The sequence below is a fragment of the Methylobacter sp. sgz302048 genome (assembly GCF_052162025.1).
Taxonomy (GTDB): Bacteria; Pseudomonadota; Gammaproteobacteria; order Methylococcales; family Methylomonadaceae; genus Methylobacter.
Map to the genome: position 1 here is coordinate 1,851,284 of NZ_CP197401.1, position 23,404 is coordinate 1,874,687.

Sequence of the window (23,404 nt, forward strand, 5' to 3'; positions counted from 1 at the left end):
ACGGCATTGTTTTTGCTTGTGGTTAATTGTTTAGCGGGTAAAAGCCAGGAGCTGGAAGTGAAAAAAATAGTAGATGTGGTTCACACGCAATTACCCCCTTCCTTGAATCAGGGAATTTTTATGCGCATAACCAATGAGTCTGAATTTGATTGCCAGGAAGCTGATGAATTGAAACAAAGCTTAGAAAGTCTGACTCGGGTGCTGGAGGGAAGCCAATTGGGCTTTTGGGATTGGAATATCGCCACTAACGAAGTCAAGCGCAATGCTATCTGGGCGGAAATGCTCGGATTCGAATTTGATGATATAGAGTTTACTACTCAACAGTGGACGGACTTTGTTCATCCGGATGACAGGGACCGGGCCTGGGCATCGATTAATGCTGTCCTTGAAGGGCGCGCGACGGAACACGAACTCATGTATCGCATGAAAACCAAGGAGGGAAGTTATAAATGGATTCTTGATCGTGCGCGCATTGTGCAGCGCGATGGAGACGGCAAACCATTGCGCATGAGCGGAACCCACACTGACGTAGACAAGCTCAAAAAAACTGAAGATGCGCTGCATGCAAGCGAGAGGCGATTCCGGGGCATATTTGAAAATGCGGGCGTCGGCATCGCGCAGGTATCTCTGGATGGGACGTTCCAGTTTGTCAATGATACGTATTGCCGTATTACCGGCTATAGCCGGGAAGAATTATTAAACGTCAAAAAAAGCTTCCAGCAAATCACAGTTTCAGACGATTTGGAAATCGATTTGCTATTGATGGGCAGGTTAGTCAACGGTCAGGATATCAGTTACGATCTTGAAAAACGTTATATCCGCAAAGACGGATCAATTGCCTGGGTGCAGTTGTCAGTATCCCTGTTAAAAGATGCTGATGAGCAGCCAATGGGCCTGATCAGCGCGGTACAGGACATTACAAGATTGAAAAAGCTTCAGGAAGAGCTCGAGCTCCAAGCGCGAATTGATTATTTAACAGGGGTTCCCAATCGCCGGTATTTCATGGAACTTGCTGAGCTTGAAATGGCAAGAATGCAGCGCTATGCCAATACACTGGCGGTCATTATGGTTGACATTGATTTCTTCAAGAACGTCAATGACAAATATGGGCATAAAGCGGGCGATATTGTCTTGCAGGGAATAGCGCGCATCATGAAAGGAGAGCTTCGGGAAGTGGATGTGCTGGGCCGAATCGGAGGAGAAGAGTTTGCTATCTTGCTTACCCAGACAGACAGACAACGCGCAATCGAAGTCGCTGACCGTCTGCAAAGAAACGTCGCCCGCTCCGATATCGTTCTGGAGGACGGCTTGGTATTGCATACTACTATCTCAATCGGAATTGCTGTTTTCAGTAGAGAGCAGGATAGTATAGAGACGCTGCTTAATAGAGCTGATAGAGGTCTTTATCTGGCAAAAGCGATGGGTCGCAATACATTCAAGATCTGTGATTGATAAACAGGGAAATAAATATTTCTGCTGATTTTTTCCATAACTGGACGGGACAGGCGGTCCCGTTCGGAATGTTTGGCGATGATTAACTGCAGCCGCTTAGCGCGTATCATAGAAACGTTGGGGCGGCGCTGTTTTAGTATGCCGTGTAGGGGCGAATTCACTTGTGCCCCTTGCGGGTATTCGCACTGCCAGCGCGTCAATTAATGACAGGCATCGCGCAGCCCTTTCACTGAACGAACTGTTGTCTCAGTTGACAAAGAAGTTGTAAGTGGCGAATGCATCACCATCCGATGCAATCTTCTGAAACGAAAGGAGTACGCACATGAAACCGACACTAATGTTCAACTTGTTGCTGATTTTCGTTTTGACTCTGGCCGGCTGCGAATCCACCGGCGATAAAAAAACCGATATAACGGATGCGGTTCAGATCGACCGCGATGTGGATGCCGCCCTGGCAAGGCTCTACGAAACCACGCCTTCTGCCAAACTGCTGGCGTCCAAGGCGAAGGGAATCCTGGTGTTTCCTAATATCGTCAAGGCCGGCTTCATTGGCGGTGCTCAGTACGGGAAAGGCGCTTTACGCAAGAGAGGCCGGACGGCGGGTTATTACAATATCGTGGCCGGCTCATTCGGCCTTCAGGCCGGGGTGCAGTCGTTCGACTATGCTTTATTCTTTATGAACGATGAAGCGCTTGCCTATCTCGACCGTAGCGAGGGATTTGAACTCGGCATAGGTCCGACAGTGGCTGTCCTGGACGCAGGTGCGGCGGGAAATCTGAGTACCACGACTCTCAAGGATGATGTCTATGCGTTCATGTTCGGACAGAGAGGATTGATGGCAGGCATTAATCTGGAAGGGTCAAAGATCACCAGGGTCAATCCGTAACCGGAGATGACAGATGATACGCGATAGGATGCGATTCCTGTTGTAACCGCATCCTGCCGCGCCGGTTTTATAGATCGGATTTGCACATCTTGCTTTTCTTTCATCGATAGAAGCTGGGAACAAGGCAATCTGAAGTAAGGAGAAACACTGTATTAAAACTTGTGGGGGGACTTTAGTCGCCTATTCGGGTATATCCACATAGACAAGGCGACTACCAACAGTAGGCGCTTTAGGCGAAGTCGCCCCCACAGGCATGCTTGCGCAAGCCCTGATAGATTTAATAACGCGGCGGTTGTTGCTGTAGGGCATCCCTTTGTCCTTGTTGATAAGCCCTCTGTTCTGATTCTTTATGTTTGCCATACAAATAACCGCCCGCGGTGCCGGCAGCAGCGCCAATGGCAGCTCCCAGGCCGGCATTGCCAGCCATTGCGCCGATGGCGGCACCGGCGGCAGAACCGCCTAATCCGCCGGTTAAAGAGCGTTGCTGAGTATCCGACATGCCGGTGCAACTTGCCAAGTTGATAGTGGCTAATATCGCTATGACTAAAATTAACAATCTTTTCATATCGTATCCCCTTTAGTAGGCTTTTTTACATGGCCATTTTTCATTTAAAAACCTGAATTCCGTTTCGACCGGCATTTCGCTCATGTATTCGGGGTGCTGCTGAGCCCATGAGACAAACATGTCGATTACCTCATTGCGCGAGGGCTTAGGCTCCGGCGCACAGAGCATCTTCAGTTCCCGTTTATCTGCCGTTGAGGCCTGATAATAATGAAAAGCGCCGACCAGATAACCGTGGCAAAAATGGATGGCGTCCCGATAATGGGGGTCTTGCGGCGAAGCCGTACAGAGATTGATCAAATTTTGTGTCTTCTTGGCTACGAAATCATCCTCGGTAACGCCGGCATTTGCCGCGCCAATGGTAAATACAGCAAGCAACAAGAGGGGGATTGGATGTTTGAGTTGCATATGTCATTCCTCGTTTTTTATTTTGTTAGCGGGAAATAAATTCTCTACAACAGGGAGAAGCGCCTTATGAATAGGGCGCTATATTGATATGGAGAAGCGTCTCGTTCCTTTTCGTCATGTATGTTTACGCCATTTCTCTCCCCTCTCATGCTGTCCATAGCAAAGTCTGCCTTATGCGATATATTGGATAGGATTGTGAATATATTGTTCCAAGGGCACTGGATTTGACATGGAATTCGCAGGAACCGGTTCACTTGGATCGCGCAGAGTCCAGGGGGAGGGGGCAGCACTGTTGCAAACGTCGGGATCTTGTATGGCCCGATGGGAATGGGCCGTTACCGAATCCCGCTTGGACAGTCAATCGACGATACCATCGGCACGGCGCTCGGTTACCAGATGTTTCTCGACGGCATCGACAGTCAGCTTATATCTGAAGTCGGCGCCCGCACGAGCACCCAAAGCGAGAAAGAGAAAGGCGCGGTAGGTTTTGGCGCACGCTATCAGCGCATTATCGGCAGATACCATGTGCAGCGTCTGGATTCTTTTGTGGCCGGGCGGGAAAGGGGGGCTTATGGCTTGCGTACAGAGTGGATGGTTAAATTCTGAGGGGGGCGATGATGAGAGAATTTGCAAAGATCCAGGCTTGATTGGATAACTTGCAAAGTTAGCCCTTGATTCAATTAGAAAATTGAATGGTGAAAATCGACCCAAACCAGCCTTTCGGTTCATATCCTTAAGTGTCAGCTGAGAACCTTATATCGGCCATTAGCACAGTGCACCCTCTAAAAATCCAACGGACTTTTGGCTTGCTTGATCGTTTTGCTGGGAACAGTATGGGTATAAATCATCGTTGTTCTTAGATCTTTGTGCCCCAGAAGTTCCTGAATCGTGCGGATATCGTAATTGGCCTGCAATAAATGACTGGCAAAGGAATGCCGAAACGAATGCGCGGAAGCGCGTTTGGTAATCTTGGCATCATTGGCCGCTCGCTTGATGGCTTTTTGCACCACCGATTCATGAATATGGTAACGTTTATATTCCTGCTGTTCTCGCAGTAAAGTTAAGGATTGCGCCGGGAAAAACCATTGCCAGACAAATTCCTTGGTGGCATTCTTATATTTCCGCTCGAGTTGATCGGGCAGAAAAGTGCCGGCATATTTCGCTTGCAGGTCCGCCTCATGAATAGCCGTGACTTTTCGCAATTGCAGCTTTAATTCTGGCACGATAACTTGCGGTATCGGCACCGTCCGGTCTTTTTCCCCCTTACCGCTGTGTACGGTCAAAATGCCGGCGTCGAAATTGAAGCAATGCACCCGCAAATTCAAGCATTCGAACAAGCGCAAACCGCAGCCGTACAAGAGCTTGGCAATCAGATCGACGGGTTCGCACAGATGGTCGAAAATCAACTCGATTTCCTCGCGCGACAACACCACCGGAATATAAGGCCGGCGCTTTGCCCGCACAACACCCTTAATCTCCCCGAAATCCTTTTTCAACACGTGTTGATACAAAAACAGCAAGGCATTGAACGCTTGATGCTGGCTGGAAGCTGAAACCTGTTTTTCGACCGCGAGATACCTTAAAAAGTCGGCCCCATCCTGTTGCGTCAGCTCCCGGTAATCCTTAGCTTTAGTAAAGGTCTGAAAATGCCGTGTCCAGCCGCGGTAGGCTTTCAAGGTTTTCGGCGAATAGTGGCGAAGCTTGATTTCACTGTTCAGCGTATCAAAGACGAAAACCCATCTGCAGCCGGTTTGCACAATTGGCCTACTGCTTATGATTATCAGGATGGCTCGGCCTTTTGCTGTCGCGCGGAGCCAGTATCGGCGAACGAGTGGTCGAGGTCGTGGCGTTTTCGATTTCTGTATTCAAAGGCAAAACGACAGACTTTAGCGCGGCATCCGAATTTCGACTCATAGCCACTAAATTTTCTGAGGGGGCTAAGACGCTTGAGGTAACGGTCATAATGGGTTGCAGACGATAAAACCAAGCAATTGCCTGCCGGGCTTGATTTCGCTGCGGGTCGGATTGCCGCTGTTCTCGCAACTTATCTAAAAATGACGGCAGACTCTCAGAACGATAAACATCGTAATGGTATTGATGGCAGAAATCCCAATAAAAACATAGCCATTTTAAGTCCGTGGCCTTGTCTCGACCATCAAGCCCTTTTGGGTTCAATAAAACATCGAACTGATGCGCTAGATCGGTTGGCAAGAGGCGCATGAGATGCGTTATCCTTATCTGTTTATCATGCTAGAAATGTATGTTATCCCGCCTAGTAAATCAAGTATTGCGATTTCTTAATTTTATTTTTGCTTGCGGTCGAATCAAGTCAGGTGTAGTTATACAGACCTAGAAAATAATTCGTTAGGCTTCGGAACAGTCGTTTGGTGATCGCAGCATGAGCAGAAAGTTGCTGACGCCCGAGGTCGAGAGCGCGCTCATCAAGATTTGTGGTCGCTGCTTTTGTTACAAGCTTCAATCCTCCCCCTACACGCTTCGCCCTTTGCGGTTGCCCTCAGAACACACGGGAGAGACGCACATGGTATCGCACTTCACAAGCTTCAGTCTTCGACTCGCCCTCGTCGTCGTGATGATGGTCACCAGTCTCCCAATCGCGGTGCCTGCCACGGCCCAGTCCCCCGTCGCCGGCGGCGTCGGCCCCAGCTTCACCGAATCGAGCGCCGCCGTCTTTACCGGCGCGCTGCAGATGGCCACGGTGGAGCCATCGTCGGGCGTCCTGCGGACCGCCGTCGCCATCGACTACCCGGCGGCGCGCGGCGCGTCGCAGCCCGGGCTCGGCCTCTCCTACAGCTCGGCGTCCGGCATTCGAGAGGCGGGCATGGGCTGGGGGCTGAACCTGCCGGCAATCGAACGCCAGGGCCCGGCGGGCGGTCCGCCCCTCGATAGCCTGCTGGGAGACGACCCGTTTCCGGAGGACATAATCGGCACCGGGACTCCGGGGGAAAACACCGAGCAGGAGTACAACGAGAGATACGAAAGAATGACCCCCTTCGCCTTCAACGGCAAGCCGCTGGTGCCGTTATGCGAGGTGGGGTCCACCCGGCACCGCTGTACCACGCCCGACAGCAGCGTCCTGCCTGACTGGGCCGAGAACGGCGCGATCTACTTCCGCCTCGCCGAGGACAGCGCCTTCGCGCGCTTCTTCTGGTCACGCGACCGCAAGACCTGGCTCGTCCAGTACCGGGGCGGCGAGATGCTGGAGCTGGGCCGGGCGACTGTGCTCCCTCTGCCCGGGGACGAGTTCGCGACCGAGCAGGACGTCCGGTGGCGGCAGTACAGCCTCGGCCTCTACACGATCAAGGTTAATTACCGGTGGCGCCTGGCCCGCCGCTTTGACCCTGCGGCCGATGGTGGGCAACCGCGCAACATCGTCGTCTACCAGTGGCGCAAGCTCGGCGAGACGGGCCTCAGCTCGCTGACGGACGTGTACTACACGCCGCCGGCGGAGTGGGGGCGCGACTGGCCGCTGCTGGACACCTTCGCCCACCACATCCGGCTGGACTGGAACCGCCCCATCCAGATCCGGAACTCCTACGCGCCGATCTGGCGCGCAACGCCCGACTACCACGTCGCGCGCATCGACGTGGCGAGCAAGCCCTTCGAGCAGCCGGAGCGGCCTCGTCAGATGGTACGGCGCTACCACCTGACCTACGACGAGCAGGGGCACCGCTCCTACCTGACGAGCGTCCAGATGGAGGGGCGATGCGACGCGCCGCTCGAGGAGGTCGCCGGCGCGCTGCCCGCCTCGAGTTGCCCGCGCTTGCCCGCAGTCACACTCCGCTACTCCGCTCCGGAAAGCAACCGCATCCCCAGCTCGGTGCTCTTCGTTCCGTCGATGACGCCGTGGGCGGGAAGCGACAGCCTCTTTCCATCGTCGCTGCCTGGGGGAAGCAACAGCCTCTTTCCATCGTTGACGCTGCCTGGGGGAAGCAGCCTCAACCTGATTCCGCTCGACCTCAACAACGACAGCCTGCCCGACTTCATCGAGGTCCGGCGCGATGTGAATTCAGCCGCCCTACCGGCCGACCGCCGCAACCGAATCGCCATCGACAACGGCACCTGGCACGTCCCGGACTGGATACGCAACGAGGGCTACGCCTTCACCGGATACGGCTACACCTTCACCGGCGATTTCACCTCCCGCGGCGAGACGGGCGCCCGCTGGATCCTGCCGTCCGTGGTGGGCGCGCTCGACTTCGCTCCAAGCACCTCCGTGCCGAACCTTGGCGTCTCCGGCTGGGAGGGGCTCGAGCAGCCTACGCCCCTTCTAATCGGGGCGCTCCCGAGCTACGGCCGGATACAGCTGGCAGGCGATGTTAACGGGGACGGACTGCTGGATCTGCTCAATTATGCGGATGAGACCGACTCGGGTTTCCCGTTTGGCGACAGCTCCTGGACCGCCATCGGATACCCGCGGCCAGCCGACTGGCGGACGCGCGCCCACATCGGGGTGTACCTGGCCAGGCGGAGCCCGGACGGCTCGATCGACTACATGGACACTTCTTCCACCTGCTTCGGCCCTTCACCTGAGGACATGGACGGCGACTGGCCAAACGGCGAGCAATCGGTCCACCTGGCAGACATGAACGGCGACAGCCTGGACGATTTGGTGGCAGTGGGCGCGAACAAGTTGCGCTATTGGCCGAGTGACGGGCGCGGCAACTTCACGGCCTGCCGCGGCGTGGGCTGCACCTGCACCACACCGACGACGAGCGCTCTTCCGAACAGCATGCTGCCCTTCGACCGGGGACTGAACCAGTCGCCGAAGAAGCTGATTCTCGCCGACGTGAACGGCGACGGGTATGCCGACTTCGTTTCGTGGAACCGCGACGAGCTGCGCGTAGCCTTCAACAACGACGGCTGGTTCTTCCGCGCCCCCATCGTCATTCCTGCCTTCTGGTTCGGGCAAGACTGGCCCACCGCCGTGGACAACAACGTGGAACTGGTGACCACCGCGGACATGAACGGCAATGGCATCGCCGACATCGTCACCTCCGCTGGGGATGAGATAGACTCCCTGGACCTCCACCGCATTGGCTCCATCATCTCGACCTTCGCGCCCGATGCCTGGGCGCCGCGGCCCGGGCTGCTGATCGAGATTAACAATGGGCTGGGGGCGCGCACCCAGATCGCCTACGAGAGCACAGGCGACATGGCGCGCACCGCGCTCATCACAAAAAAACCCTGGCCCGAGCCGCTGCCGCAGGTCATGCAGGTTGTGCAGCGCGTGACCACGAGCACCAGCGTCCAGGGCGCTGAGCCGATCCGCACTTTCTACAACTACGACGACCCGGCCTGGGACGGCTGGGAGCGGCGGCTGCGTGGTTTCCGGAAGGTCACCATTTTCCAGGGTGAGCCGCAGACTGCGACCGAGTACACCTTCTTCATACCTTCCTGCCCCGGCGGCTTCTGCGGCTCCACCGACTACACCTTCCTCCAGCAGAGCGTTGCCTCTGGCAGTCTGTTGACAGTAGAGGTGCGCGACGCGCAGGGCCAGTACCACTCCACCACGTCCTACTCATATGACGTGCAGTCCCTCGCCAAAGGATTGGACGGTCGCTCGGTGTATACGGCATCCGTCGCCCGGGTCGACACTCGGCTCTACGACACAACCGCCTGGGACCCCATCAACGCGAGCGCCGAGCAAACGATCCGACTCAAGGCGCGCGAGGGCGGCGGCCCGATCTGGACCGGTCGCTCACCGGTCCGCGCCCGGCACAGCGTGCTCCTCCGGACGACGCTGGACACGGACGAGTTCGGCACTACGATCGCCATGACGGACCACGGGCGGATCAAGGCAGACGGCCAGGCCATCGACGATCCGATCGTCACTTCTTGGACCATGCATCCGCTGCGGCCGGACTGGCGCTTCCTCGTGGATCACGCGCGAACGGAGCCCTTCGTGGCGCGGCCCGGCGTTCCCGTCGACCTGCCACGGACGGTGCTGTACGAGTACGACGAGGCCGGCCGCCTGTCTGCCGCTCAATCCATCCTCCTGGGCACGCTGCCCCTAGATCGGCGGCACGAGGACCCGCTGGCGGCGACGGCACCGGCGCCGCCGGGCGCATCTTACACTACCCTGGCGCTGCTCGGCTCCTACCACTACGACGCATTCGACAACGTAGTGCGCCACGAGGCGCCCGCCGGGACCTGCGTCTTCTTCGACTACGACCGCGCGTACGCACAGTTGTTGGTGAGCGAGCGCGCGGCCGCCGACGGCTGCACCGGCACGCGCGAACTGGTTACCGCCTATGCTTGGGACGGCGGCCTGCAGGCCGTGCTGAACACGACGGAGCCCAACGGGGCAGTTTCCAGGGAGTTGTACGACGGCTTGGGGCGGTGGACGGCGGCCTACCTGCCGGACCCGGCCACCGGCGCGCCCCAGCCGCAGCCATCGCTGGCGGTGCAGTACTTCGTCCAGCCCGGCGGCCCGGTCCAGCGGATGCGGACGGAAGCGCGCATTGGCCCGGGTAGCAGCCTTGTGGAATGGAAATACAGCGACGGCTTCGGCCAAAAGTTGCTGACGCTGCGCCAAGCCGACCCGGCGGCGGGAGACGGCGGCACCTGGATTGGGGCGGGGCTGCCGCAGAGAAATACGGCGGGCGCGGTGGTGGGGACGTACGGGCCCTGGTTCTACTCCGGTGACCCGGCCGCCCATCCACTCACGACGCCATCCACTCCCCGGTCCACAATCAAGCTCGACAGCTTCGACCGCCCGGCCGAATTCGTGCGGGCGGACGGCACGATGGCGGGGCGGCGCATCTACCGACCGCTATCGCTGGAGAGCCGGGATGCGACCGGCCGGGGGAGCCGCGTGTCGGTTGATGGGCACGGGCGACTGCGGGAGCAGCGCAGCCTCGTGGGCCAGAGCGAGTCTGTGGTCTCGATCGACTACCTGGTGGGCGGGGAGGCGGCGCGCATCATGCGCAAGTCAATCAGTCCCTTCTACCTGCAGCCGCCAACAGTCGTGCGGTGGATGCAGTATGACTCGTTGGGCCGCATGGTGCTCAACGCCGAGCCCAACACGGCGACCGGCTTCCTCGTCGACCCGGCGCAGGTCACTGCCCTGCACGCCTGGCGGTATGCCTACGACTTCGGCGGTCGCCTGGTGGGCACCAGCGATGCCCGTGGCTGCGGCTGGAACAAGAGCTACGACCCGCTTGGGCGGCTCGTGGCTGTGGACCTGTCGCCCTGCCTGCGCTCGCAGGCCCCATACACGCCGCCCAACCTCGCAGACGGCACCGGCACGGAGGCCTTCTTCCGCTATGACATACCCGAACCAGGGCAGATCGCCGACTACGGTTCGAGCCCGCAGTTCCTGGCCGGGCAACTGGTCTCGGTGCGGGACCGGGCGGTGCACACGCGCTTCGCTTACGATGCGCGGGGCCGCCTCGTCGGCGCGGCACGGCGTCTGGCGCGGCCGGCAGGCCTCGACGCCGTGTGGCCGGGCGCCGTGTCCCTGTCCGACCGCTACGCCTCCGACTGGTTCCGCTCCGTGACGGAGTACGACGACGCGGACCGCCTGCTGGCGATGACGACCGGCGTCTCCGCGCCCGAGCTGCTCGACTCGCAGGGGCAGAGCAGGCTCACCTTCGCTTACAGCCAGCGGGGCGTGGTCACCCGGATCGGCGGCAGCTACGGCGATCTGGTGACGGGCACCGTGTACGACGCCCTCGGTCGACCGGTGTCGCTAACGATGGGCGACGCCGCAGGCACGCGGCTCGAGACGACCTACGGCCCGTCCGGCTCGCTGGCGACCTTCCGGGCCACCCGGTCGGCGCCCGGTCTGTGGACGATCGGCGTCGCGGGCTACACGCCGCCCGGGGTCGGGGACCCACCCACCACCCAGACCGTGCTGGAGGACCTGCTCTTCCACACGGACAGCACGGGCCTGCTCACCGGGATCGACGACCTGCGCAGCCCGGCGGCATGGCCGGACGGCGCGAAGCCCGTCAACCGTACCTTCTCCCACGACAACATCGGGCGACTGACCGGCGCACTCTATCAGTACCCGGGCGGGCCGGACGCCCCAGCGGCCGCCAGCGACCGGCCTGGCATCCCCACAGCCGCCAGCGCCCAGCGCCCCGCTATCCTCAGCCTGAAGTTCGACGACTTCGGCAACCTAGCACAGACCATCGACGACGCGACCGCTCTGTTCGACCGATCCCTGGGCGACATCGTGCGCGGCGACTTTGAGGCGGGGCCCGACCGGCTGGTGACAGCCGCCAACGGCGACGTTGCCGCCGAGTATGACGCGGCCGGCAACCTGGTATCCCTTACGGTGAAGCGGAGCGCGTGCTCCGCGCCGAGCGGCGTCTGCTCGCACCGTCTGATCTACGACTGGGACGAGAGCGGGCAGCTGGCCCGGGCGCGGCGCTGGGACTTCTCAACCATCGACGCGAACGTGCCCGCGTATCCGGCCGTGCCCGCCTCGGCGCCCGCCGCTGACCTGCGCTATCGCTACGATTCGGTAGGCGCGCGTGTGCTGCGCAGCGCCGCCAGCAACGCTGGTGGCGAGCTCACCCACAGCGCCTGGCCACTGGGGCTGATCCGGCTCGAAGGGGCCGCCTACGATTCGGCCGCGAACGCCTACGCGCGCACGGCCGCGACCGAAGAGATCGCCGTCCCCGGCTTGGCCCGGGTCGTCCACAGGCCCGGTATGCCCGGCCCGTCCCCGCAACACGTACTGCTGTCGATCGGCGACCACTTGGGCTCGCCCAGCTCGGTCGTGGACAAGGCGACCGGCGAGCTGGTGGAGCGTCTCAGCTACCTGCCGTACGGCGGCCTGGAGTCGGCCTACCGGCCGGCGCGCTGGGCCGGCGCGACCGCTAGGGAGGGGTTCACGGGCAAGGAGGAGGACGCGGCCGTTGCGCTCGTCTACTTCGGGGCGCGCTACTACCTGCCCAACCTGGGGCAGTGGCTCAGCCCCGACCCGCTGACGATCCACGGTCTGGGCCTGCCGGACCTGAACCCGTATTCCTACGTGGGCGGAAGGGTCATCCAGGCGAGCGACGCCAACGGGCTGCAGCCGTGCATCGGCTTCGAGCGGTGCGATCCGATTGGTGGGGGGTCGAACGGCGGTGTCCAAGTGGGTTCCGGCGATGGTGGGGGTGGGCAGGGTCCGGACCCGAGCGAGGCGGCAGGCCGGCGCCCGGTTCCACGCGAATCCCGGCCTCTGCCGGACGCGCCCCCCCGGAACAGTGGCGTTATGTCGCCGGCCGTAATTCCGTTCTGGCAGGCCCTGGGCCGGCCCGAGACCTGGGCGAGCACGGTGGATGCGAGCGTGATCGAGGGCTTCAACGCAGGCGTCACCAAAAACGAAACGGCGCTGGTGGGCACCGGGATCACGGCGGCCACCTCTTCGCTGCTGCTGGGAGGCATGGGCGCATATGAGCTCGGGGCGGGGTTGTTTTCGGCCGCCAGCTCCGCGCTGAGGGGGGTCGGGGCATCGGTGTACATCACCGCCGGCAGGACCGCCGCCTGGTTCAACGAGCTGTGCCATGTCGAGCAGGGGCTCACTGTCGGAAGCGGCGGCGGGTTGTTGATGGGCGGCGTGAGGGCCTTCGAGAGCACCGGTGGGGGCGGCAAGCTTCTGATGGCAGGGATGAGGATGAGCCGCGTGGGCCGCGCGAAGCAGATCTTCAACGAGGCGGTGAAGGACGCGCCGGGGCTCGGACGCTCGACGATCTCAGTGGCCGACCTGGTGAGCGAGAGCGGCGTCACCCAGCGCGTGATCTCGACCAACCGCTCCGACACGCTGCGGTGGCTGCAGAGGAACCTGGTGTTGAAGCCGGGAGAGTACCTCGTGCCATGGACCCGCAATGGGACACACGCGGAGCTGGTCGGCGCCAAATGGGGCATTAAGAACGGGTTTCTCCGCGGCGCGTTCGGCACGTCCACCCGCGGCTGCACGGACTGCATCTGGGACATACACTTCCTCTACAACTTGGGGCAGGGCACGGTGTTCACCCACGACAACCCAGACTTCACAATCATGGAGATTTTGGCCAACCCCACGTTCTTCGGGTTTTAACACGTGGGGCACGGCGCGAAGCGTCGTGTGGAGGCGGGGTGGCATGGTTAGCTCAACCAGCGCACGGCCGTGCAGCGCGCGAGAAGTGGGTTCTATGAGTCGGTCGCCGCAGTCAAGCGTTGCCAGTGCCAGTCATGAAGCGGCGCACTTGGTCTCCCAAGATCAAGCCAGACCTAGCCCGGATATTTCATGAAACCACAGAGAACACGAAGAACACGAAGAAAATCATGGCATTATCATTTCTCACCGATAACTTCATGAGCTCATTATGAAATATTTGCAAATATTTGAATTGAAAAGCCTTCGTGTACTTCGTGTCCTTCGTGGTGAAATATTCAGGCTAGTCGCCCCACCTTGATCCGCCGCCTAACTCAAGTGCCGTTCAGTATTCAAAATAATTATTGCGCCATCTGACCGTCGAGTTTGGGTATGTGGATACTCACCGTCGATCTCTGAATGACCGTTTTTAAAGGTAAACAGACGTCCACTTATATTTGCCGATCGGCAGAAATTGGCACATCAGAGCCGGTCGCAATTACCCAAAACCAACCCATTCATACCTTTCACTTCTGCCTCGCTTTCGTATACAGAAAAAACCAGGCTACAACGAATGCAATAATTATCAATACAATTAAAACAGGATCTACGATATAGGTTAGTAGATAAAAGGCAACAATTAACAGAAGAACATATCCTAAAATTTGGCCCATTTGAACCTCAGAAGTTGGATAGAAATCACTAATCTAACCTTGATTACGGCTCAAAAATACAACATTTCAACTGAGATACAATTCGACTAAATACCTATGGCCGAACTACACCAGTCAATTGATAGGCAAAAACCGATTCTCTACTGCCATCGCATTGCCCTGATTGAATCGCGGCATTTAAAGCAAGACAGCCGCACGTTCCGGCCTGTTTCAGGCCGGAACGTTCAATTGTCGAAGAGCTTGTCGATAGGCAAAAAATTAAGCGGGCTCTTGTAGCTGAACGGTGCAACTAATTGGAGCCGCCGGTTTTTGCCTTATTTTTGGCAAGCAGGTTGGGCGGCGGCCCGATAGGATCGAAATTCTTGAGTAAAGGCACATCGTCTTTGTTGACCCACATGACATCCATATCATAAGAGCCCTGCGGCCCCCAGCCGCCGAAAAATTTCTTGCCATCGGGCGTGAAGGACCAGCACATGTCTTCGCCAGCCGTATTGATGGTGTCGCCCAGGTTCAAAGGCTCCTGCCACTCGCCCTTGGGATTCTGATAGGAAATCCATTCATCATGTCCGCCCCGCGAGCCGTGATCCGGACGCATGCTGGTAATGATGATGCTTTTGCCGTCCTTCGATAGTCCCGTCCAGTGCAGATGATCCCGGTAAGGGGAGTTGATTCTGGGTCCCAGGCTCTGAGGTTTCTGCCAAACGCCATTTTTCTTTTCGACTTTCCAGATGTCGCTGTCCTGGGTGACGCCCGGTTGCTGGTAGCTGAAGTAAATCAGGCTGTCCGAAGCGATGATCGGACAATGTTCTTCGCCAGTCGGCGTATTGAGGTGCGGCAGTTCCGGCACGTCGTTCCAGTTTCGGGCCGGCTGCCAGACACCGTCAACTTTCTGCGTCACGTAAAGTTCGCCGGTAGACAGATTACCCGGCTCGTAGCGCGTAAAATAAATGGCGTTACCGTCATCCGAGAGGCTCGGCTCAAGCTCCCAGGCAGATGTATTGATGTTCGGTCCCACCGTTGGGTCAATGCCGGGCCCCAGATGAATGGGGGTTTGCCAGGCGCCATTTACGTTGTGCGACATCCAGATGTCGAAACTGTAGGGATTCCCTTTTGACTCGATGACGCCTGGTCGGGTTGAAACGAAAATGACCGTTTTGCCGTCGGCGCTATAGGTCAGCTCAAATTCCGAGGCCGGTGAGTTTATCGGCTCACCCATGCTTTTCGCTATAGACGGCGCTTTCGCGTCTTCACTGGCCGGCATATCCATGCCCGGCATCGCATACGACACGTTCTGGGCTAAGAGGAGTGTCAACGCCCCTAAACAGTAATTAGGGATAAGGGATTTTGTTTTCATACACTGCACATAGTTATTAGGGTTGGGTCAATCGAATAAGAATGTTTTTTCGATCGGCTAACATCGATATATTCAGGCCTTGCGCTTTTCTGTCTCAAACAGTATCGCCTGCATCGGATAACGCATCGGGCTTGAGCCGAATTCTTTTTTAAACGCCTCCGCCAGTTCCTTCACAATCTCCTCAGGGTCGACGCCGCCACGGTCCCTGATTTCAAAGATCACCGGCGTGTATACCAGGGCCCGCGCGAAAGCCGTCACATCGAGAATATCGTATTCGTGACGTTGGACGGAAATGACTACAGGATCAAAGCCGATGTGGATCAACTGTTCCTTGAGCGGATCGATTTGGTGGCAGGACACCGGGTCGAATAGAAACCGGGGGGTATCCGACGGAAAGTATTGCTTGAGGACTTCGAAGCTCAAGCTGGCAAAGGGATTGTAGCGTTCGGAGTCCCAGACGCGGAACAAGTAACGGCCGTTGGGCTTCAAGGTACGGTAAACCTCGCGAAAGCCCTTTTCCCGGTCAAAAAACATAATCCCGAACTGGCAGACTACGGCATCGAAGGCCTCGTCACCGAATGGCAGCGCGGTAGCGTCGGCGTTCTGGAAGATGACTTGTTCGTCGGGAAGAAACTTTGAGCGAGCCATATCCATCATGGAATCGCTGATGTCGATCGCGGTCAGGCGGGCCTCTTTGGAAAGCAAATTACGCAGATGCCGGGTCACGATGCCGGTGCCGGCGGCAATTTCCAGCACATCCATCGGCGATTGTTCGGCGACGCGTCTTGCGGTATCGGCACCATAATGCTCGAACAGTACCGGTCCAAGATCACGATCATACGGAATAACGACATCATCAACATAGCCCGCCATAGTAATTTCCCTCGATCAAATCTGAACACAAATGCGGCCGTCAGGCGCAACAAGTGGTTGAAAGCAGTATGGAATGCGGTGGCATTTCCCGGTTTCTTCCAACCCATAAAACATTGTAGCGCATGTGGTTAATGATTAAAATGCATAACTAATATTGAATTTAGCATAAGGTTCTTGCAAATATGCATGATTTAAATTGGGACGATCTGCGTTACTTCATCGAAGTCGTCCGCTCAGGAAACGTCACGGAAGCTGGCTCGCGGCTCGGCGTTAATCAATCGACAGTGAGCCGCCGAATCGCTCACCTGGAAAGCCAATTGGGTAGAGCCCTGTTCGACCGCACCGCAAAAGGCTGGGTAATTACGCCTGCCGGGGAAAAGATCGTCATGCTTGCCGAAGAGATGGCGCACAAAGCCAATGCCATCCATCGAAAAATCGAGAGCGACTCCGAGGACGTTTCAGGGTTAATCAAAGTCACGGTTTCCGATGTTTGCTCCAAGCGTTTTGTGATGCCGGTAATCCGCGATTTCAAAAGAGACCATCCCGATGTCGATTTTGAGTTGATCGCTGCCGAAGAAGTCTTGAATCTGGCCGGCCGGGAGGCCGACATTGCGATTCAAGCCATTATCGAGCCGCCGCCGAATGTGGCGGGCAAACGCATCTGCAGGCTCGCGTATCATGTCTATGGCCACCCGGAATTATTGAAAAACCTTTCGCCGGAAACGCCGCCCTGCATCACCTGGATAGGCGACGGAGTCACCATGCCTTGCTGGATTAAAAAAAACTTTCCCAAGCTCAAGCGGGCATATCGGACGAATTCCAGCGTGGCGATGTTTGAAATGTGCAAGGAAGGCCTGGGATTGGCTTTACTGCCTTGCTCTTTGGCTGATGAGGCGGATGAGCTAGTGCGAGTGCCTGTAGATCATGTCGAATCCGGGCATGACGTCTGGGTTCTCAGCCACGTCGATCTACGCACAACGGCAAGAGTTCGTATCTTTCGAGATCGCATGGTCGAATTTCTGATTAAAGAAATCGACTTGCTGGAAGGCCGAAAGCCGAGGAAAAATGAGTTACGCTGAAATTCAGCTTTAAGCTGATCTTCGGCCATTCTCCAATAAGATGATGCGATCCTGTTAATGCCCCTATTTCGGGGAAGCGTTTCGGGAAGGGCACAAGGGGCTACCGTTGAATTCAAATAACCGTCGCGCTGGCGGTGCTTTTTGAATTGAAATCGATAAATGGATGGAAAATTAATGCGCTAGCGGATTGCCGGGACTACCTCCATGGCGAGTTGGCAGCCTGGACAACGGGCCAGATGGGTTGAAAATCGCAATGCCCATCAATGGCAATGCCTCAAGACTCCGCAGAGCCTTTCAAAAGATTTGAGCATTTTGTTTTTCAGCAATTTCCGGCCTATCAAATGCCTGACATCGGTTGCGACTCCTGACAACTGATCGGCGTAACTGCGCACTTGCTGAAAGACCACCGTGCCGTCGCGATACGCCAAGCATCCGGTTACCCACTGGCTAGCATTATATGAATGGGATGCATAGAATTCCCGGGTCAGCACCAATGCCCCGCCGTTCCAATCATGATTGACGTGGTGCCTGAGAATGAAGGCCGGCCGGTTTTGCACATTTTTTTCGACCCATTGAAATACCTCATTCGTTCTGGGCGGCAAGGCTGCCGGATAGTTTATCCAGGCTTTGTGCAAGGCCGGAACGTAGCGCTCCAGAATGACGCTTGCGTTTGCGGCCTGGTCCAGTTCAACGGAAGGTTTAACGCTCTGATTGTTGTCACGCGCGTAAGGCGCTATGGCGTAAGTTCCATCGCGCCGATAGGCTTCAAACCGATCGAAAAGCATCGCGCGGTAGCGTTGCCCGATTGCGTCCCGGATGGCTTCATCGGGGGTGCCATTGGCTGTCCGTTTGAGCGTTCTAAAGTTCTCGATTTCATCGCTGGAGAGATTGAATTGGCCGCCCGGTTCGGCATCCAATAACGCTTCGATTTCTTCGCTGGGCAAAACCACAGGCGACAAGGCATCCGCTTTGTCGTGCGTCATCAATATCCCGTGCGCAGTGACATCGACGTCGAGCAAATCCGGATCATCCGTCCGCAACTGTCCTGCCACTTTGGCCAAGGGAACCGGCAGATACCAGGCGATGCCGGCAGCGATCTCGTCGGAACGGCCTTCGCTCAAGTCATAAACGATTGGCTGCCTTTGTGCAAGTTCGTTAATTTGAGCCTTATTCATTCCCAGCACGCTCAAGATCTCCTCGATTGCGGGCTGTTCAGCAAAGGCGGGAGTTCCGTTCACAACAAAACTGACGCCTAACAGCCATGCGATGATGGCGGCATGCTTTACTATTCCTGGCATTGTGCGCTTCCTGTCGGTAAACGATGTGATGAGTAACATAAACTATAAGCGTTCACAGGCAAGAAACACAATCGGATTAAATGGCCATTTCAGCTGCCGGTATCCAGCTTGAGCGCCTCAGCCAGAGCGATCCAGTCCTCAGGGCTGAACAAGGTGTTGATTTTTTTATCCAGCAGAATCAGCGTGTCGTCATCAAAGCTGGCTTTTGCCAATTTTTTATTTCCGGTCAATTTGCGCATCGAGTAGAGCAGCGCTTCATTGCCTGGCGTATCAAGGCCTAGGCCGGCTTCAACGAATCTCTGGGCCAAATAATCCACTGAACTGTTCGATCCCGGCCAGATCTCCTCATCCCGTCCTTCCAGAAGATGGATCAAACCATCAGACTGGCGGCTGTTCAGGAGCCCCATCGCCACAGTGTTTAAAAAGCGGACCAATGCCGTGCCCTGGCTGGCCAGCATGGGATCTTTTATCACATGCCGGGCATAGGCCAGAATTTCAAAGGTATGGGCTATCAATTCCTCCCGAACGGATAAGCGGGCATCCTGATGCAAGACTTCGTGCCCCAGCAATAGGCCCAACAGACGAATATCTTCATGTTGGCAGTTTTCGTTGATAATGATTTTGAAGTGTCCGGTTCCATCGTCAATGACATGCGCAGCCACGCTGTCGCCCGTTGGCAGATGTCCGAAGGCAACGTTGGAATAGACAGCGCTTTTGATTGCGTCAACAGTTCCTCCTAATGTGCTGTCTATGGTCGTTGCCAGGGCCGCCCGCAACCGAAGATCCTGAGTTTTTGCCTGAATTGCAGGGTCATCCATGACTTTCAGCCCGGCTTGCCCGGATAGCTGGCTGACCTGCATCCGCAACTGTTGGTCCGTAATTGGCGGAATAGGGGGCGCGGCGGGATTTACAGACCGATTCGAAGGGTAGACTTTGGACAGGAACATGGACTCGTCGGTCGGCGGAAAAGCGGGACCTTTCAGAAGTTCTTCTACGCTGGCCGGCTTGTTGTCTTTGAGCCAGGCGTCATAGTCGGCCCTGGATTTACTTGCTCCCCATATGATCGAATCACTGGCGTATAGCGACAGGCTCGCCGCAGCGATCAGCATTGCTATGGCTGTGTGCTTGGTCTTTATGTTGCAAACTTCGCGGTAGGATTTGTTCATGGCGTGAGATCCATCCTGTTGCCTATTGCCGAAATGGTTAATCCGAAGCAGTGCTTCGGCAAAAGATACAAGAAAAACCCAGCCAAAAAACTTAGGTCGAATACCTACTGTATTACTCAGGAACATGCGGTCCCTGAAAATGATAATTGAACAACTGAGGCGCATTTCCGGCATTTTTTCAAACTGTGGCGCGGCGTTAGCCTTGTCTGGCTTTTCCGCCGAGAAGAAATATACGGATGATTTCCTCTCGGCCGATCACGCGCACCAGTTCACGCAGGGAGCAATAAAGAAAGAACACGACCGCCAGCCACATCTGGATTATCCAGAAATGGGGCCATATGACTTCCGCCATCAGGTGCCGGTGTGCGTCCATGATCACCCCATACTTTCGCAGCAGCGGAAAGATATGTTCGATATAACGTACAATAAATGTGGCGAGAAAATAAACGCTGCTTTTCCAGGCAATGTTATAGAGCAATGGTTTACGGGGAAATTTATTCATAAAGGGCAGGCTGTCAACGATCAGGACAACCTTCCCGACCAGCAGAGCGCCGATTGCCGCTCCGCCAAATCCGCTCAGAGGAATCCCGTATTGGCGTTGAATCAGACGCTGGGTGATGGCAAGCAGCAGGAAGGCGAAGAAAAAAAAGATCACTGGCGGCAAGACGAGCAGGAACTCGTGCTTTATTTTTTCTAATAGTTTCATTTGAGCAACCCTTTTATTTATTGTCATGTCCGCATTAAGACGGTCAACCCTGGAATTTGTTTAAGCGACATGTGAATAAGGCAAACCTTGAGCCGGAGCGAGAAAGGGGCTTGTATGCTGCGGCGCTCCATCCTGACTTTGCACAACTCGTCAAGCTGGAACCCATCGCGCCGGAACGACGGGCGCGGTAGGGTGTCAATGTTCAAAAGGAGAAAAATAAGGCATAAAGGCCATGATCGGACGTAAGGCCGTGTAAGAAGACAGTGAGCTAGCGAAATTTCAACATGTCATTGAAGGAGGCAGTTCATGAAGACGACACGATATCCGGGCATAGGCGCCGCACTGTGCGTGACACTCCTGGCAACATTGGCGGGCTGCGCGGAAGAAAAGGCGGCGACGCGTCCTGAACGGTCGGCAGTCAAGTCATTGGCGGAAGAACAAGCCGCAGAAGAGCCGGCGGACGCGGATGCTATCCTCATGCGTATGGCCGAGTTTCTGGCCAAGGCGCCGCGCTACAGCGTGAACATTCAGGAAAGTTACGACACGGTTCAGCCATCCGGACAGAAAATCGAATTCGGCGAAACGCGACAGGTCACCGTGAGCCGACCTAACGAACTGCGCGTTGAAGCGGCGCATAGCGATGGCGATAAGCACGTCGTCCTGTACGATGGCAAGGATATCACGGTCTTCAATCCGTCCCGGAACGTCTATGCGCAAGTCTACAAGCCCGGCGGTATCGATGCGGCGGTTACCTATTTTCTCAAGGATCTTAACATGAGGTTGCCGCTGGCCGTGCTCCTAGTCAGCCGGTCTCCGGACGAACTCAAGCGCCGGACCCAGTCGCTCGACTATGTAGAGAGGACTGAAATCTATGGCGTGCCTGCGCATCATTTGGCAGGACGCACCGAGACGGTAGATTATCAGGTCTGGATCAAAGAAGGCGCCCAGCCGCTGCCGCTCCGCATAGTATTGACTTACAAGAACGCCGAGGGGCAACCCCAGTTCCGGGCACATTTTTCCGATTGGAATCTCTCGCCCGAAGTCCGGGATGCCCAATTCGCATTCACCCCGCCCGAAGGAGCAAAGAAGATTTCCTTTCTTGCACAGTTACCCCAAGTCGCGCTTCAGAGGGAAGCGGCCCCGGAACAAACCGGAGGACAGAAATGAATATCAGACCTTCAATATGCGTTACAGTTGCTATGGCCATCATCATTTTACTGATAGGGTCCGTGGATGAGGCTGCCGCCCGTGGTCGCGGAGGCGGCGGAGGCTTCCGGGGCGGTGGAGGAGGCTTTTCCCGTGGCGGCGGGGCTGGAGGGGGCGGTTTTTCACGAAGCGGGGCTGCGGCTAGCGGCAGCTTTGCCTCCCGCGCTTCAAGCTATCAGGGCAGCAGGGCAGGCGCTGCATCCCGTCAGGCTTACGCCGGCTCAGCGCAGCAGAGACGGCAGCAATTACAGCAGAGCCCTCCGCAATACGACAGGCAGCAGTTGCAGCAGAGCCGGCAACAATACGGACAACAGGCGCAGCAAAGCCGGCAAGAATACGGACAACAAGCGCAACAGAGCCGGCAACAATACGGACAGCAAGCGCAGCAGAGCCGTCAAGCGCAGCAGCAACAGGCGCAGCAGAGCCGTCAACAAGCCGCGCAGTCTTATCCTCGTGGTTACTATCCACCCTCAGGCTATTATCCGCCATCAGGCTATTACTATGACCATGACGACTGGGACGACGGCGAAGTCGCGGCCGTGGCGGTCGGTGCGGCGGCGCTGGGTGCTGTCGGCGGCTATGCGGCGGGCGAGTCATCGGAGAACACTGGCGAATCGTCCACGACAGTGGTCCAGGCTGCCCCTCCGCCTTCAGGCTATGCGAGCCTGCCTTGCGCGGCTACTACCAAAATTGTTGCCGGCGTGACTTATTATCAGTGCGGCTCCACTTGGTATACCCAGGCTTACAGCAACAGCGGCGTCATTTATGTGCCCGTGCCAGAGCCACGCTAGATAACCAGTGCAGGACGTAATTACCCTCTACAGAAGCAAATTGAAATTTATAACCCTATGATCGGGCCGGGGCAATGTCCCTAGCCCTTTTTCAATTCATTGCATTGGATCTGTCACTGGAGGATTGTCATGAGACGGCTTAACCTTACTGTGCCAAGTTTATTTGCCCTGATTATTCTGGTCGGATGCGCATCCGGCACCCAGATTACTGCACGCCAACCGTTCATGGGCGAAAAGATTGACCGGCCCGACCGCATCATTGTTCATGACTTTGCCGCGACGCCGGGCGATGTTTCATCCGACTTCGCTCTCGCTGGCCGATTTGCCGGATATCCGGCGCTGCAAACGCCGGAGCAGATCGAGACCGGCCGCACATTGGGCGCTGAAGTCGCGCAGAATCTGGTTGCCGAGATTCAGGACATGGGACTGCCGGCCGTGTACGCCGCCAGCCAACCAGCGCCGCAGATAGGAGATCTGGTTATCAGAGGTTATTTCGTCTCTATTGATCAGGACTGCCTCGGCGAGCATATGCTGATCGGATTAAGCTCCAAGACTGCCGACCTGAGGACATTGGTCGAGGGACACCTGGAGATGGATCAGGGTTTGTTCAGATTTGGAACGGGGCAGCTTGAGCCCGTGGGCAGCAAATCGCCGGGCATGCCGATGGGTTTTATAAGCCTCGCCGCGACGGGGAGCCCTCTCGATCTTATCGTCAATGGCGCGTCGAGACTGGAAGGAGAAAGGAAAGGTCCGGCAACGCTGGCAGATGCCGCGCAGGCGACTGCCAAGGAGATCGCCTATCAGCTGAGGGGGAGATTCAGAGAACAGGGGTGGATTTAATCAAGTGATATGGGAAGTT

Annotated in this window: 17 protein-coding genes; 9 read left to right on the forward strand and 8 right to left on the reverse strand. The window is 56.8% G+C overall.

Features of this window, described 5'->3' with window-relative positions; genetic code table 11:
- Positions 1 to 57: 57 nt before the first annotated feature.
- Together ACTNE6_RS08465 and ACTNE6_RS08470 are read left to right on the forward strand one after the other, a co-directional pair.
- Positions 58 to 1,452, forward strand: a complete 1,395-nt coding sequence (locus ACTNE6_RS08465; protein ID WP_442499334.1) for a sensor domain-containing diguanylate cyclase — start codon at positions 58 to 60, stop codon at positions 1,450 to 1,452.
- Between the two features lie 322 nt (positions 1,453 to 1,774).
- Complete coding sequence (locus tag ACTNE6_RS08470) at positions 1,775 to 2,338, forward strand: YSC84-related protein (RefSeq protein ID WP_442499335.1); 564 nt, start codon at positions 1,775 to 1,777, stop codon at positions 2,336 to 2,338.
- Between the two features lie 277 nt (positions 2,339 to 2,615).
- On the opposite strand, the gene ACTNE6_RS08475 is transcribed toward ACTNE6_RS08470, so the two are convergent.
- Positions 2,616 to 2,903: a glycine zipper domain-containing protein gene (locus ACTNE6_RS08475; protein WP_194970419.1), complete on the reverse strand. Its 288-nt coding sequence runs from the start codon at positions 2,901 to 2,903 to the stop codon at positions 2,616 to 2,618.
- 12 nt (positions 2,904 to 2,915) lie between these two features.
- Positions 2,916 to 3,308: a Rap1a/Tai family immunity protein gene (locus ACTNE6_RS08480; protein ID WP_194970418.1), complete on the reverse strand. Its 393-nt coding sequence runs from the start codon at positions 3,306 to 3,308 to the stop codon at positions 2,916 to 2,918.
- Between the two features lie 327 nt (positions 3,309 to 3,635).
- Between ACTNE6_RS08480 and ACTNE6_RS08485 the strand changes: the two genes are divergently transcribed.
- Entirely contained in the window at positions 3,636 to 3,914 is a 279-nt protein-coding gene (locus ACTNE6_RS08485; protein ID WP_442499336.1) for a hypothetical protein, read from the forward strand.
- 176 nt (positions 3,915 to 4,090) lie between these two features.
- Here the strand turns inward: ACTNE6_RS08485 and ACTNE6_RS08490 are convergent, their stop codons facing one another.
- Both ACTNE6_RS08490 and ACTNE6_RS08495 read right to left on the reverse strand, forming a co-directional pair.
- Positions 4,091 to 5,065, reverse strand: a complete 975-nt coding sequence (locus ACTNE6_RS08490) for an integron integrase (protein WP_442499337.1) — start codon at positions 5,063 to 5,065, stop codon at positions 4,091 to 4,093.
- 7 nt (positions 5,066 to 5,072) lie between these two features.
- Entirely contained in the window at positions 5,073 to 5,528 is a 456-nt protein-coding gene (locus ACTNE6_RS08495) for a hypothetical protein (RefSeq protein ID WP_442499338.1), read from the reverse strand.
- Between the two features lie 178 nt (positions 5,529 to 5,706).
- Here ACTNE6_RS08495 and ACTNE6_RS08500 point away from each other — a divergent pair, with 178 nt between their 5' ends.
- Complete coding sequence (locus ACTNE6_RS08500; RefSeq protein ID WP_442499339.1) at positions 5,707 to 13,362, forward strand: toxin TcdB middle/N-terminal domain-containing protein; 7,656 nt, start codon at positions 5,707 to 5,709, stop codon at positions 13,360 to 13,362.
- Positions 13,363 to 14,361: 999 nt separating this feature from the next.
- Here the strand turns inward: ACTNE6_RS08500 and ACTNE6_RS08505 are convergent.
- Positions 14,362 to 15,426 (reverse strand): TolB family protein, encoded by a 1,065-nt coding sequence (locus ACTNE6_RS08505; RefSeq protein ID WP_442499340.1) that lies wholly within the window; start codon positions 15,424 to 15,426, stop codon positions 14,362 to 14,364.
- 72 nt (positions 15,427 to 15,498) lie between these two features.
- Positions 15,499 to 16,299: a class I SAM-dependent methyltransferase gene (locus ACTNE6_RS08510; RefSeq protein WP_442499341.1), complete on the reverse strand. Its 801-nt coding sequence runs from the start codon at positions 16,297 to 16,299 to the stop codon at positions 15,499 to 15,501.
- Between the two features lie 182 nt (positions 16,300 to 16,481).
- Between ACTNE6_RS08510 and ACTNE6_RS08515 the strand changes: the two genes are divergently transcribed.
- Entirely contained in the window at positions 16,482 to 17,378 is an 897-nt protein-coding gene (locus ACTNE6_RS08515; RefSeq protein WP_442499342.1) for a LysR family transcriptional regulator, read from the forward strand.
- 260 nt (positions 17,379 to 17,638) lie between these two features.
- Here the strand turns inward: ACTNE6_RS08515 and ACTNE6_RS08520 are convergent, their stop codons facing one another.
- A complete protein-coding gene (locus ACTNE6_RS08520) occupies positions 17,639 to 18,676 on the reverse strand; it encodes a hypothetical protein (protein WP_442499343.1) in 1,038 nt (345 codons plus the stop codon).
- Positions 18,677 to 18,765: 89 nt separating this feature from the next.
- Positions 18,766 to 19,842, reverse strand: coding sequence for a hypothetical protein (locus tag ACTNE6_RS08525; protein WP_442499344.1), 1,077 nt, complete (start codon positions 19,840 to 19,842; stop codon positions 18,766 to 18,768).
- A 25-nt stretch (positions 19,843 to 19,867) separates the two neighbouring features.
- On the opposite strand from ACTNE6_RS08525, the gene ACTNE6_RS08530 reads away from it, so the two are divergent.
- The 4 genes from ACTNE6_RS08530 (at position 19,868) to ACTNE6_RS08545 (ending at position 23,385) form a co-directional block, all read left to right on the forward strand.
- Entirely contained in the window at positions 19,868 to 20,539 is a 672-nt protein-coding gene (locus ACTNE6_RS08530) for a hypothetical protein (RefSeq protein WP_442499345.1), read from the forward strand.
- Between the two features lie 315 nt (positions 20,540 to 20,854).
- Positions 20,855 to 21,715: a DUF2092 domain-containing protein gene (locus ACTNE6_RS08535; protein ID WP_442499346.1), complete on the forward strand. Its 861-nt coding sequence runs from the start codon at positions 20,855 to 20,857 to the stop codon at positions 21,713 to 21,715.
- Positions 21,712 to 22,545, forward strand: coding sequence for a hypothetical protein (locus ACTNE6_RS08540; protein WP_442499347.1), 834 nt, complete (start codon positions 21,712 to 21,714; stop codon positions 22,543 to 22,545). The genes ACTNE6_RS08535 and ACTNE6_RS08540 overlap by 4 nt, the downstream gene beginning before the upstream one ends.
- Before the next feature lie 129 nt (positions 22,546 to 22,674).
- Positions 22,675 to 23,385: a DUF4410 domain-containing protein gene (locus ACTNE6_RS08545; RefSeq protein ID WP_194971842.1), complete on the forward strand. Its 711-nt coding sequence runs from the start codon at positions 22,675 to 22,677 to the stop codon at positions 23,383 to 23,385.
- Positions 23,386 to 23,404: the final 19 nt, after the last annotated feature.

What these genes read in the sequence shown, in the direction of transcription:
- ACTNE6_RS08470 (WP_442499335.1), top strand. Translation starts at nt 1,775, where the DNA reads ATGAAACCGACACTAATGTTCAACTTGTTGCTGATTTTCGTTTTGACT.
- ACTNE6_RS08475 (WP_194970419.1), bottom strand. Translation starts at nt 2,903, where the DNA reads ATGAAAAGATTGTTAATTTTAGTCATAGCGATATTAGCCACTATCAAC.
- ACTNE6_RS08480 (WP_194970418.1), bottom strand. Translation starts at nt 3,308, where the DNA reads ATGCAACTCAAACATCCAATCCCCCTCTTGTTGCTTGCTGTATTTACC.
- ACTNE6_RS08485 (WP_442499336.1), top strand. Translation starts at nt 3,636, where the DNA reads ATGGGCCGTTACCGAATCCCGCTTGGACAGTCAATCGACGATACCATC.
- ACTNE6_RS08495 (WP_442499338.1), bottom strand. Translation starts at nt 5,528, where the DNA reads ATGCGCCTCTTGCCAACCGATCTAGCGCATCAGTTCGATGTTTTATTG.
- ACTNE6_RS08500 (WP_442499339.1), top strand. Translation starts at nt 5,707, where the DNA reads ATGAGCAGAAAGTTGCTGACGCCCGAGGTCGAGAGCGCGCTCATCAAG.
- ACTNE6_RS08505 (WP_442499340.1), bottom strand. Translation starts at nt 15,426, where the DNA reads ATGAAAACAAAATCCCTTATCCCTAATTACTGTTTAGGGGCGTTGACA.
- ACTNE6_RS08510 (WP_442499341.1), bottom strand. Translation starts at nt 16,299, where the DNA reads ATGGCGGGCTATGTTGATGATGTCGTTATTCCGTATGATCGTGATCTT.
- ACTNE6_RS08515 (WP_442499342.1), top strand. Translation starts at nt 16,482, where the DNA reads ATGCATGATTTAAATTGGGACGATCTGCGTTACTTCATCGAAGTCGTC.
- ACTNE6_RS08520 (WP_442499343.1), bottom strand. Translation starts at nt 18,676, where the DNA reads ATGCCAGGAATAGTAAAGCATGCCGCCATCATCGCATGGCTGTTAGGC.
- ACTNE6_RS08525 (WP_442499344.1), bottom strand. Translation starts at nt 19,842, where the DNA reads ATGAACAAATCCTACCGCGAAGTTTGCAACATAAAGACCAAGCACACA.
- ACTNE6_RS08535 (WP_442499346.1), top strand. Translation starts at nt 20,855, where the DNA reads ATGAAGACGACACGATATCCGGGCATAGGCGCCGCACTGTGCGTGACA.
- ACTNE6_RS08540 (WP_442499347.1), top strand. Translation starts at nt 21,712, where the DNA reads ATGAATATCAGACCTTCAATATGCGTTACAGTTGCTATGGCCATCATC.
- ACTNE6_RS08545 (WP_194971842.1), top strand. Translation starts at nt 22,675, where the DNA reads ATGAGACGGCTTAACCTTACTGTGCCAAGTTTATTTGCCCTGATTATT.